The 12,394-nt window shown below is 66.2% G+C and carries 7 protein-coding genes; 2 read left to right on the forward strand and 5 right to left on the reverse strand.

The annotated features are described in order from the left end of the window. Window positions 1-90: 90 nt before the first annotated feature. Both AB0M35_RS13935 and AB0M35_RS13940 read right to left on the reverse strand, forming a co-directional pair. The gene (locus AB0M35_RS13935; RefSeq protein ID WP_363745087.1) at window positions 91-744 is read right to left on the reverse strand and encodes a hypothetical protein; all 654 of its coding nucleotides are present in this window, start codon (window positions 742-744) and stop codon (window positions 91-93) included. 100 nt (window positions 745-844) lie between these two features. Further along, on the reverse strand, window positions 845-2,836 hold the full coding sequence (locus AB0M35_RS13940; protein WP_363745089.1) for an acyl-CoA dehydrogenase: 1,992 nt from the start codon (window positions 2,834-2,836) through the stop codon (window positions 845-847). Window positions 2,837-3,339: 503 nt separating this feature from the next. Here AB0M35_RS13940 and AB0M35_RS13945 point away from each other — a divergent pair. Both AB0M35_RS13945 and AB0M35_RS13950 read left to right on the forward strand, forming a co-directional pair. Further along, on the forward strand, window positions 3,340-9,723 hold the full coding sequence (locus tag AB0M35_RS13945) for a polymorphic toxin type 50 domain-containing protein (RefSeq protein WP_363745091.1): 6,384 nt from the start codon (window positions 3,340-3,342) through the stop codon (window positions 9,721-9,723). Window positions 9,724-9,740: 17 nt separating this feature from the next. Continuing rightward, window positions 9,741-10,160: a HEAT repeat domain-containing protein gene (locus tag AB0M35_RS13950; protein ID WP_363745093.1), complete on the forward strand. Its 420-nt coding sequence runs from the start codon at window positions 9,741-9,743 to the stop codon at window positions 10,158-10,160. Between the two features lie 414 nt (window positions 10,161-10,574). On the opposite strand, the gene AB0M35_RS13955 is transcribed toward AB0M35_RS13950, so the two are convergent. From AB0M35_RS13955 to AB0M35_RS13965, 3 genes are read right to left on the reverse strand one after another with little or no spacing between them, the layout of a single operon-like run. Further along, on the reverse strand, window positions 10,575-11,039 hold the full coding sequence (locus AB0M35_RS13955) for a transposase (RefSeq protein ID WP_363745095.1): 465 nt from the start codon (window positions 11,037-11,039) through the stop codon (window positions 10,575-10,577). Window positions 11,040-11,092: 53 nt separating this feature from the next. Beyond that, a complete protein-coding gene (locus AB0M35_RS13960) occupies window positions 11,093-11,623 on the reverse strand; it encodes a transposase (RefSeq protein WP_363745097.1) in 531 nt (176 codons plus the stop codon). Window positions 11,624-11,650: 27 nt separating this feature from the next. Continuing rightward, window positions 11,651-12,394, reverse strand: a complete 744-nt coding sequence (locus tag AB0M35_RS13965) for an amino acid ABC transporter ATP-binding protein (protein ID WP_363745099.1) — start codon at window positions 12,392-12,394, stop codon at window positions 11,651-11,653.

Genomic DNA, 12,394 nt, shown 5'->3' on the forward strand with positions numbered 1-12,394 from the left:
ACCCGGCCGCCGGACTGTCCACCTGCCCGCGCTGTTCCGGCTGCCCCGCAGGGGCCGAGGGCCGCGACCCGGTCCCCGGCCCACACCGGCTCAGACCTCGTCCTCGTCCGGGTCGAACTGGGCCCGGACGGCCTCCTCGACCACCGTCGCGGACAGCTTGGTGACCACCTGCCCGCTGATCGAGCAGCCGGCCCAGTAGCTGCCGGTGGCCTGCGAACCCTGGATGCTCCAGTAGTCGCTGTCGCACCTGGCGACGTCCCTGTTGACGCTGTCGAGATCGGCTGCACTCACCAGCACGTGCGGAATGCCGGCCTTGCTGATGTACATGAAGTCCGTCGGCATGTAGATCGTCACGTTGTCCACCCCGGCGGCGGCCAGGAGGTTGGCCAACGCGGTGGTGTCGTGCCCGGTGTGGCAGACGAGAAACCACAGGGTGCGGCCGCTGAGGCCGGCCGGGGTGAACTTCGCCGTGACGTCCTGCACGAACTCGTCCAGCCACCGCCCGCCGATCCAGGGTGCCTCCTGCCCGTGGCGGTTGTCGAAGTCGTAGCCGGAGTGGGCGAGCACCAGCACCGGCTCGCCGGGGGCGAGGGCGGGCGCGAGCGGGGTCTGCACCTCGGCGAGCGTGCTGTTCAGTACGGATCGGGAGACGTGCGCCGCGACCGCCGCATTGGCCCGGAGGCGCTTGAGGTCGGCCGCGAACTCACGACTCAGCTTGCTCTTGCTCTCGATGATCCAGATCACCAGGGGCTCCCGTCGACGAGGGTGTGGCCCCAGGATGCGGTACCCCTTCGCGATTGCAGTCGCTACGGTCCGTTACTGAACAGTCGGGAAGTAGGCCCGGCTACGCCGGGACGGTCTGCGGGTCACCGGCGGCGTCGTGGGCCGCCATGGTCTCCTGCCGGTCGGCCTCCTCGCGGAGGATGGCGCAGTGCAGCCACGTCTGCGGGATGGCGAACCCGTCCACGAGCGTGCGCATCTGCGGGCGTAGCTCCTTGAGCAGGCCGTTCACCACGGCGGTGATCGCCTTGGCGCGGGCCGGTGTGAGCCGGCCATGTTCCAGGAACCAGCCCTTGTTGGCCTCGATCACGCTGAGCGCGTACAGATCACAGACGCGGGAGAGCAGCGCCTTGACCGCCGGGTCCGTGGTGCTGTCGATGCCGGCGACGAACGCCTCCAGGGTGACCCGGTCGATGTGTGCGGCGGCGACCGTGAGGACGTGGTCCTGGACGTCGTTGAAGATGTCGAAGGGTCGGTCCTTCTTGGTGCTCGCGCCGTTGCGCAGCCGCCGGACCGCGCCGTCGAGCAGATGCCGCTCGCGGTCCTCGAAGGCCTTGAGCTGCCAGCCGCGATCGGTGACGGCGACCTCCTCGTCGCGTCCCGGTACGGCGCTGACGAGCCGCTCGATGAGCGCCCGCGCGGCGGTGCGTTCCAGCACCATCTCACGGACCTGTTCGGCGACGAAGGAGGCCCGCCCCCAGCCGTCCAGGGAGCCGAACTCGTCCCGGTAGCCGGTGAGCAGCCCCTTGGCCACCAACTGCAACAGCACCGTGTTGTCGCCTTCGAAGGTGGTGAAGACGTCGGTGTCGGCCTTGAGACCGGGCAGCCGGTTCTCGGCCAGGTAGCCGGCTCCGCCGCACGCCTCCCGGCACATCTGGATGGTGCGGGTGGCGTGCCAGGTCTGTGCGGCCTTCAGACCGGCGGCCCGGGACTCCAACTCCCGCTGGCGGTGCTCGTCGACCGGACCATCGCCGCCCTGCACCTCGTCGATCGCGGCGACCAGTTCGGCCTGGGCGAAGTGTAGGGCGTACGTGGTGGCCAGAGCCGGCAGCAGCTTGCGCTGGTGGGCCAGGTAGTCGTTGAGCAGCACCTCACGCTCGGCGTCGGGGGTGCTGAACTGGCGGCGGATGTCGCCGTAGCGGACCGCGACGGTCAGCGCCACCTTGGTGGCTGCCGCTGCGGCGCCACCGACGCTCGCCCGGCCCCGGACCAGGGTGCCGAGCATGGTGAAGAAGCGCCGGGAGTCGTTGGAGATCGGGCTGGAGTAGGTGCCGTCGGCGGCCACCTGGCCGTAGCGATCCAGCAGCATTTCCCGGGGCACGGTGACGTGGTCGAAGCTGAGCCGCCCGTTGTCCACACCCAGCAGGCCGGCCTTGGGCCCCGCGTCGCCGATGGTCACGCCCGGCATCGGGTTGCCCTGCGCGTCGCGGATCGGGACCAGCCAGGCGTGCACACCGTGCTGCCGCCCACCGGTGATCAGCTGCGCGAAGACCACCGCCATCCGGCCGTCGCGGGCCGCGTTGCCGATGTAGTCCTTGCGGGCCGCCTGATGCGGGGTGTGCAGGTCGAAGGTCTGCGTCGCCGGGTCGTACGTGCAGGTGGTGCGCAGCTGCTGGACGTCGGAGCCGTGACCGGTCTCGGTCATCGCGAAGCAGCCGAGGATGTCACCGGCGACGATGTCGCGCAGGTAGGCGTCGTGGTGCCGCCGGGTGCCCAGCGACAGGACGGCACCACCGAACAGGCCCCACTGCACGCCCGCCTTGACCATCAGGGACAGGTCGACCTGGGCCAGCATCTCGGTGGCCACGATCGAGGCGCCGATGTCGGACCGGCCGCCGTACTCGGCGGGGAAGGCCGCAGGCATGCCCATCGTGACCGGCAGCCGGGCAAGCAGCCGGGTGATCCGCTCCCGTGCCTGGTCGCCGCTTTCCCCGTACACCGGCAGGAAGCTGTCGTCGAGTTCCCTGCGGTGTGCCTCGCGGACCTCGACCCACGGCCCGTCCAGCACCTCTCGCAGGCGGGCCACGTCGACGGGTACGGACGGCTGACTGGTCATGGCTGCTACCTCTGGCGAGATCGTCATGGGTGCGTTTTGTACCCAATCGAGCTTACCCGCCCACCACCTTGTGGCCTCGATCATGAGATTATCGGTGGCGGTAAGTTGTCAGACTATGGGCGTTCTATCCAGTCCTCCTGATTGGAGATGACTTGTAGTAGGTCGGAGGATGCCTCCGACCGTAACCCCTTCTTGCTGAGAATTTTCTGAAGATCGCGTTGCGTGAAGGTGTTGGCTGAGTGGTTGGAGTGGTAGGCCTCCTGTCGGGTGCTTTGTGGTGGTATTCGGCGGCAGGTGTGATCGGATGGCCCGCCTGATGAGTGCGTTCGGTGACCGTCCTTCATGGACGGTTGTTGATCATGCTCTTGTGTGGGCGTCGATGGGGTGTCTAGCGTGTCGGTCAATTTTCTTGATCGACGGGGGGCGTTGTGATGCTTGCTGGCCGCCGTGGGGGCACTGCGTTTGACCGTTTCGGGGCGCGGGGGAGGGTCAGGGCGGGAGCCTTGGCGGTCGCGGTGTTGCTGGGGTTGTTGCCGGTGGTGCAGTTACGTGGCCCGGCGGTTGCGGCGGGGCCGGTGTTGGAGCCGGGTGATTCGACGTCGGTGGCGAGTGTCGCGGTGCGGCAGCAGGGGCAGGATCCGGATCCGGATGACGAGGTCACGGTGACTGATCCCCTTCCCGCGGGCATGTTCCCTGAGGGTGGTGAGGCGGTCCTCGACCTTCAGGGTGACCCTGAGGATCGGGAAGCGTTCGGGCTGACGGTCGAACCGGCCGGTGAGGCGCCCGCGGGTGAGGGTGTGGCGGGGCGGGGCCTGGCTGGTGGTGAGGTCGGGTCGGTGCGGGTGCGGTCGTTCGATCGGGCGGCGTCGGTGGCGTTGGGTAACGCGGGCCCGTTGTATGCGCTTGATCGTGCGGATGGTTCGGCGGTGGCTGGTGCGGTGCAGGTCGTTGTCGACTATGCGGATTTCGCGCAGGCGTATGGGGGTTCGTTCGCGGATCGGTTGACGTTGGTGCGGTTGCCGGGGTGTGCGGCGACGACGCCGGAGGTGCCGGAGTGTTCGGCGGATCCGGTGTGGGTGTCGGCGACCAATGATCCGTATGCGAAGACGTTGACGGCGGTGGTGGAGGTCGGCGGCGACGCGACGGCCGCCGGTAGCCGCACCGGGGTGTTCGAGGGTTTCGGTCCGGAGTCGACGGTCGAGTCGACTGGTGTGTATGCGTTGGCGTCGTCGGCGTCGGGTGGGTCGACGGGTTCGTACACGGCGACGGATTTGAAGCCGTCGGGGTCGTGGCAGGTCGGGGAGAGCGCGGGGTCGTTCACGTATTCGTATCCGTTGCCGGAGCCGCCGTTGCCGTACGGGCAGACCCTGGGCTTGGAGTTGTCGTACAGCTCGTCTGCGGTGGATGGGATGACGCACGGGACGAACAACCAGTCGGGTCCGGCGGGGTTGGGGTGGTCGTACTCGCCGGGTTATGTCGAGCGGACGTACAAGCCGTGCCGTACGCATAAGACGGAGATGTGTTGGGAGTCCCCGGATGGTGAGGACGGGGAGACGGCGACGAATGATGCCGGGGCGTCGCATATCACGATTTCGTTGCAGGGGCAGTCGACGCAGATCGTGAAGACGACGGCGGGTGTGTGGAAGCCGGTCGACGACTTCGGGTGGCGGGTGGAGTTCCTGGCGGGTGGGGCTGAGGACGACGGTTATTGGAAGGTGTGGACGCCCGACGGTACGGAGTACCGGTTCGGGTTCGTGCGGGACTCGGTGTGGAAGATGTCGTTCCTCGGTGACGAGGCGGGCGAGCCTTGCTATGACGTTTATCCGGCGTCGTGTCGGGATCCGTGGCGGTGGAACCTGGATCGGGTTCGGGATGCCAACGAGAACGAGACGTATTTGCACTGGACGCGGGAGACGAATCATTACAAGCGGGCGTTGAGCGGGTCGATCCTGGAGTACGACCGGGGTGGGTATCTGTCGGAGATCGAGTACGCGAAGAACGTGACCGAGGCGGGTGCGGTCCCGGTCGGCCGGGTGGTGTTCGGGTGGGCGCACCGATGTGTGGAGCGCACCGCCGAAGATGATCCGTTCAACAACGAGCCAGCGACCTGTCCGGCGTTGTCGTCGAACCCGAACTCCTACCCGGATGTGCCCGGTGACCTGGTCTGTGGGTCGTCGTCGTGTGGGAACTACACCCAGTCGTTTTTCACCAGCAGGATCCTGGACCGCGTCATCTCCTACCAGTGGAACGCGGGCACCGGAGAGTGGAACAACATCGCCCGGGTTCAGCTGCGGTACAAGGTGTCCAACCCGACCGGCTTGACCGAGCGGGCCTTCGTCCTGGACTACATACGCCCCAGCGGCCTGATCGGTGCGGACACGAACAAGATCGACCTGCCGCCGGTGGACTTCGACTACGTCGACGGCGTCCAGCCGAACTTCCGCGACGGCCGCGTCGACTACGACGAGTCCGGACTCGGTGTGTCCGCGATGCGCATGCCACGCCTGCTCGTCGTGCGTAACGGCTTCGGTGGGCGCACGCAGGTCACGTACGGGACGCAGAAGCCGTGTCCGCAGGGCGGGTCGACACAGTCGGGCTACAACAGTTGGCACAACGGCAAGGTGGGTAACTGGGACGTCAACACCGAGGACTGCTACCCGATCTTCCACTCACCACCCGGGGCCGACCCCGGGTTCGGGATCTTCCACAAGTACCTGGTCAAGAAGGTGGTGGTGAAGGACCAGGTGGGTGGGTCGCCGGACCAGGTCACCCAGTACGACTACTCGGTCGGGAACCCGGCGTGGAAGAACCCCAACAACCCCCTCGTGCCGGACGCGGAGGAGACGTGGAGCATCTTCGCCGGCTACAACCGCGTCCGCGTGGTGCAGGGTTCGGGTACGGACCCCAGTAAGTACACGGTGTGGATGTCGAACTTCTTCCGCGGCATGTACCACGACATCTATGACCCTGGCAGCGGCGGCGGTATCAAACAGACCACGGTCACCGACTACGCCGGTGACACCTATGACGACCACTACGCCCGCGCCGGCCGGACCCTGCAAACCCGCCACTACCGGATGACCACCTACAACGCGAATCCGGCCAACGCCTCCTACACCGAGGTCGCCAGCACCCGCTACGACCACGTCATCCAAGGCAGCTCCAACGGCCCCGGCTACGCCAACCCCCGCCAAACCCGCCTCGGCCTAGAAAGCAACCGGGTCAAACTCGACGACGGCAGCTGGCGGACCAACGAAGAGAAAACCATCTACGAGTCCACGTACGGGCTCCCGATCCGATTCCACCAGTACAACCAGGTCGGCGTCGCCGACAACACCTGCACCTCCTACACCTACGCCCAACAGAACGCACCCAACTCCTACTACATGATCGGCTTCCCGGAACGGGTGGAAACCTGGTCCGGCGACACATGCGGCTCCGGCACACTGCTATCGCGGACGGTCACCTTCTACGACACGTACACCGTCGAAGGGTCCCAGGCCCCGTTCGACGGCAACGTCGCCGAGACCCGCGTCTACTCGGGCCCGGCCACCTACACCAGCAGTGGCCGAAGCACCTACGACAACATGGGCCGGATCCGTACCGCGACCGACCCCGCCGGGCTGACCACCACGACCACCTACAGCCCGGTTGTCAACTGGCCCGATAACGGCATCACCAGCACGGTCGGTGGCGGCTACAACCACACCACCACCACGCTGATCGACCGGCACACCGGCCGTCCGTCGAAGATCACCGACCCGAACGGCAAGGTCACCGAGCTGGTCTATGATCCACTGGGCCGCTTTGCGGAGGTGTATCTGCCGGGGCAGGCGAAGTCCTCTGGGATACCGTCGCTGCGCTTCAGTCACCAGATCACCTCCAGCGGCATCGGACAACCGACCGCCCCTGCGCGCACCAAGACCGAAACCCTGCAATCCAACAGCGGCAGCCCCGTCTATCTCACCTCATACCAATACGTCGACGGCGTCGGCCAGAGCAGGGAGAGGCAACAGCCCGGCCCGAACGGCGGCCGTATCGTCACCGCCACCACCTACGACGGCCGCGGCAATGTGGCCGCCACCACCGAACCCTTCCACAACACCTCAGCGGCCGGCTCCGGGCTGGTCAGCCCGAGCCTGGCCAGCGTCCCGGCTATCCGGGAAACCAGCTACGACCACCTGAACCGGGCTACAACGGAGGTGGACAAAAAGCTCGGTGTGGCTTGGCGCCAGACCGCCACCACCTACCACGGGGACCGCGTCACGGTCGTCCCCCCGATCGGTGGCACCAAGACCGTCAGCCACACCGATGTGCGTGGCAACGTCACCCGCCTGGACCAGTACACCTCGGCCACTGATCCGAACGCGTACCAGAGCACTTCCTACACATTCGACCTCCTCGACCAACTGACCAAGGTCGTCGACTCCGCCGGCAACACGTGGACCAATACGTACGACCTCGCTGGCCGCACTACCAAGAAGGTCGACCCGGACTCCGGCACCAGCAGCATCTATTACGACACCGTGGGCAGAGTTGACTACACCCTTGATGGACGCGAGCGAATGGTCTCCATCGAGTACGACGCCATGTCCCGCACCACGGCTCGCTGGGCCGGCCGCGTCGGCACCGGCGTCAAAAACGCTAGCTACCTGTACGACACTATCGCTAAGGGCCGCCTGACCTCATCCACGAGGTGGCACAACGGCAGCGCCTACACGACCGCAGTCACCGGCTACACAGACCAGTACCAGCCCACCGGCTCCACCGCCACGATTCCCGCCGCCGAAGGTAGCCTCGCTGGCACCTACACCACCGGCGTTACCTACAACCCCGCCGGCCAGATCACCAGCCAGACATTGCCGGGCATCGGTGGCCTGCCCGCCGAGACCATCACCTCTGACTACGACAGCAACGGCTACCTGCAGTCAACGATCGGGCAGATTGCCGGCATCCCCGACACCAGATACCTGGCAGATCTCGTCTACTACAGTCACGGACCCACCTACCAGACTGTGCACGGTGCTCCCGGCAGCCAGGTCCGGCATACCACCACCATCGACCCGGGAACCGGACGGCTGAACAGCCACGACGTCGCCACCGAACGCCAGAGCGCTCCTGGCGTTTTCGACAGTCGGTTCGCCAGCAGCTACACCTACGACCAAATCGGCAACATCACTACGATCGCCGGAAAAACCGACGGCACCACCGACCAGGTTGAATGCTTCACCTACGATCAGCTGCGCCGGCTAACCGAGGCATGGACCCAGACCACCACGAACTGCACCAACCCCCAGCGCGCCGGCGCTGACCCCTACCACCGGTCCTGGACCTTCGACGCCCTCGGCAACCGGCTAACGCAAACCGACCACAATCCCACCACGGGTGACACCGTGTGGACCTACAACGTCGGTGCCGCACATCAAGTGACCGCCCACCAGATCGCTTCGATTACCGCCAGCGGTCCCCTCGCCGAGGCCAGCATCCGCAGCTTCGCCTACGACAACGCCGGCAACACGACCCACCGCACCGCACTCACCGGCGCCACCCAGACGCTTACCTGGAATGGCGAAGGCCGCCTAGACACCATTACCGAGGACACCGACACCACTCAGTACATCTACGATGCCGGCGGCAGCCGGCTCATCTCCCGCGCACCTGACAAAACCACCCTCTACCTCGGCAGCACCGAACTCGTCCTTACCCCCACCAGCGGCGGCCCGCTCGGCACCCGCTACTACGCCGGCATCGCTGTCCGCGACGCATCCGGCCTGAAATGGACGATCAACAATCACCAAGGCACCGGCCAGATCCAGATCGACGCCGGAACCCTGGCAAGTCAACGCCGCCGGAGCATGCCCTACGGCGAACAACACGGCACCGCTCCATCAGTCTGGCTGGGCACCACGGCCTTCGTCGGTGGCACCCAAGACGACACTGGCCTCATCCACCTCGGCGCCCGCGAATACGACCCCAGCCTCGGCAGGTTCATTTCGGTCGACCCGATCATGGATCCTGCCAATCCGCAGCAGATGCACGGGTACGCCTACGGCAACAACTCCCCGATCACGTACAGCGACCCCAGCGGTCTCTACTTCGAAGAGGGCAGCCACGGCGAAGGTCAACGCGGCTACGTCACCAAGACCTCCTCGGGCAAAAACAAGATCAAGGTCACCGGTCAGCCGATCAAGGCCAAGCCGATCAAGGATCCTGAGCCGGCTACGCCGAAGAATGTGCCGACTATTTCCATTCCCGAAGAAAAGGCGCAGGAACTGCGCGAGTACATCGAGATGGTCATCCGCCAGAACCCGGACACCTGGAACGTCGCTACCTCCAACGCCAACAAAGCCATCATGGTCCGCGTTCGCAATGCCATGTACGGATCGCCCGGCTGGAAGGACTACTGGGAAGCGCTGGACGGCGTTGTGGTCTCCACCGTCGTCGCTACGGTCGGAGCCATCCTGTGCCCGGCATCCGCCGGAGTCACCTGCCTAGTTGCCGTCGGCGCCTTGGCCGGCGTCGCGGGCCAGTGCATGGACGGCTGCGCCGATGCTCAGGCCGTGGGGCTGGCGGCGGTACTCGGAGCCGCGGGCGGGAAAATTCCGAAGATTCACCCAGGCAAACAGGGCAAGCATGTCCCTGGCCATAACAATTTCGATCCTACAAGAGGAAGAAGTGAGTTCACCCACTCCGACCCGCAAGGCCTGATCAACCAGTTTGCCGGAACCGGTGCACGTCACGGAAACAAGGAGGTGGTGGACTTCCGCCAGCATATTGGAACCTGGGTGGGAATTGACGGAACTCGACTCAGTACTACTCGGGGCACAATTCACTACGGGAAGGATGATGTCCACATCGTTCCCGCTCACCCGACGGGCAGACAATGAACCCTCTAGCAGTCGAAGTGGCGCGCTTCAAACAATGGCAGGAAAGCGGTGCTCCAGATTACCTGAACTTGGGTCACGGTGCGGAGTGGGAGGCGAACTACCCCCACTGGGAGGCTCTACTTGATGCTGCGGAGCAGGCAGTCAAACGAGCGAGCGTACTAGAGCGGGAGGTGATTTCCGATCTCCTATTCGTACTTGCGCGTGACAACGAAGATGAGCGCGTCGCTGAGATTCTGCGCGATAATCCAGCTGCCCTACGTCGCCTATTACCTCAGGCTCTTCGGTACCCCGATGCTCAAGCTCGCTGGCAGGTTGCGGCAATCCTTCCGGCACTTGGCGCCGTCGCAGTAGAGCCCCTGATGCAACTCAAACTCGACCCAGACGAATACGTCCGGCGTCGAGCGGCTATTGCGCTCTCCGAGATTGGTGTCGAGTGACCGTCGAGCAGGAGAGCCGAGGCGCTCCTACAGCGCCTGGGTGATTCGTGCGTCCAGCGGACCTGGAGGTGAGTGTGTAGCTCATCTGTAGTCGTAAGCGCGTCGTCGCCTGCCGGTGTGAGTCCGGTCCGGGTAGCTGCCAGGAGGCCCGGTGGCAGGCTGGCGGCTCGGTCTGGAAACGGGTCGGGCCGAAGCCCAGCGTCGAAAGCCCTGTCAGGGGGAGAGCGACTGAGCCTCGATCCACCGACGCGGTTCGTTTTGGATTCGGTTGAATAGTTTCGGTATTGGGTGGTTTCGGGGCGTGGTGGTATCGCCGATCACGTGATCGGCTTGCTCCGGGCGTGGTTCGTTCGGGGGTGGGACGGGGTTCGTGGCCTGTGGTCGGGCCGCTTGGTCGCGGTCGGTGTGCCGTGGTCAGCCGGGTGCCGGGTGGACGGTGGTGAACAGGTTGTCGAACGCGGCTTGCCAGGGCCAGTGCTCGGGTAGGTGCAGGTGGATGGTCCGGGTGCGGTGCGCGAGGCGGGCGGTGACGTTGATGATCCGGGTCCGGATCGTGGTGGTTCGGGCAGCTGGCCAGGCGCCGGCGGTGAGGTGCCCGGCGGCGCGGGTGAGGTTGTGGGCAATGCCGGCGCAGGTCAGCCACGCGTCGTTGGCGGAGAATCGCCCGGATGGCAGGTGCGCCAGAGGGCCGGCGATCAGATTCGCGTTGATCTGTTCGATGACCGCGTGTTGACGGTGCTGGGCTTCGGCCTGGGGCAGAGTGTAAGGGCTGTCGGTGAAGACCGCGTGGTAGCGGTAGGCGGGGACGAGTTCTTCCTGGTCCGGGTGCTGTGTGGGGTCGTCGCGGCGGATGCGGCGCACGATCAGCCGGGCGGTCATCTGGTGTCGGGTGCCGGCGAACGCGGTGTAGGTGGTCTCGGCGATCTGCAGATCTACCGTTGCTCGTCATCGTCCCAGACGGCCTGTGGATACCGGATGTCGATCCACTGGTCATCGCCGATGCTGTCGCAGGCGGCGCGGATCTTGGCGTCGATGCGGGCGGTGACCGAGAACCGCACCCTGTGACGCCGGCAGGTGCTGATGACCGTCTTGGCGTAGAAGGCGGAGTCGGCCCGGAGCACGATCTCGCCGGTCGCGCCGCACGCGCGGGCGGTGGTGATCGTTTCGGCGATCATGCTCGCCGCGCCCCGGCTGGAGCCGGCGTTGCCGCTGCGCAGCCGGGTCGCCGCGACGACCGGCGCGCACAGCGGCGTGGACAACGTCGCGATCAGGGGGTGGTAGCCGCGCAGCCGCATTTCGTAGCCGCCGACCTTGGCGTGGCCGAACCCGATGCCCTGTTTCTGCTTGCCGTAGACCCGACGCAGCATCGAGTCGATGTCCACGAAGGTCAGCACGTCCGCGCCGGCCAGCAGCGGTGTCCGCGCGGCGAGGCCGATCAGGGTGTCGCGGGCGGCGGCCTGCAACTGCCGGACTCATCGGTGGATCGAGGCTCAGAGGCGGCGGGCCTCGATGATGCGGGTCAGGAACTGGCGGGTACGCGGGTGGATGGGGTCGGCCAGGACCTGGCTCGGCGGACCGGATTCGATCACCCGGCCGGCGTCGAGGAAACAGACCTGGTCGGCCACGTCACGGGCGAAGCCCATCTCGTGGGTGGCCAGCACCATCGTCATCCCCTCGGCCTTGAGGTCGCGGATCATCGTCAGCACCTCACCGACCAGTTCCGGGTCCAGCGCCGAGGTGACCTCGTCGAGCAGTAGCAGCCGGGGTGAGTTGGCCAGCGCCCGCACGATCGCCACCCGCTGCTGCTGGCCGCCGGAGAGCCGATCCGGGTAGGCGTGCGCCTTCGCCCCCAACCCCACCCGGTCGAGCAGTTCCCGGGCGCGGGCCTCGGCCTCACGCCGGGACCGGCGGTGCACCCGCTGCGGCGCGAGGGTGATGTTGTCCAGCACGTTGAGGTGCGGAAAGAGGTTGTACGACTGGAACACCATGCCGATGCGGCGGCGTACCTTGTCGGGGTCGACGCCGGGTGCGGAGATGTCCTCGCCGTCCAGCTCGATCGTCCCGTCGTGCAGCTGCTCCAGCAGGTTGATGCAGCGCAGCAGGGTCGACTTGCCCGACCCGGAGGACCCGATCAGGGCCACCACCTGATGTTCGGCCACGGTCAGGTCGAGACCGTCGAGGACCACCTGGTCACCGAAGACCTTGCGCAGCCCGCGACACCGCAACACGTCCAT

The organism is Micromonospora sp. NPDC051196 (assembly GCF_040682415.1).
Lineage (GTDB): Bacteria > Actinomycetota > Actinomycetes > Mycobacteriales > Micromonosporaceae > Micromonospora.

Coding starts and splice junctions, on each gene's coding strand:
- AB0M35_RS13940 (WP_363745089.1), bottom strand. CDS start 2,836: ATGACCAGTCAGCCGTCCGTACCCGTCGACGTGGCCCGCCTGCGAGAG.
- AB0M35_RS13955 (WP_363745095.1), bottom strand. CDS start 11,039: ATGACCGCCCGGCTGATCGTGCGCCGCATCCGCCGCGACGACCCCACA.
- AB0M35_RS13965 (WP_363745099.1), bottom strand. CDS start 12,394: ATGGACGTGTTGCGGTGTCGCGGGCTGCGCAAGGTCTTCGGTGACCAG.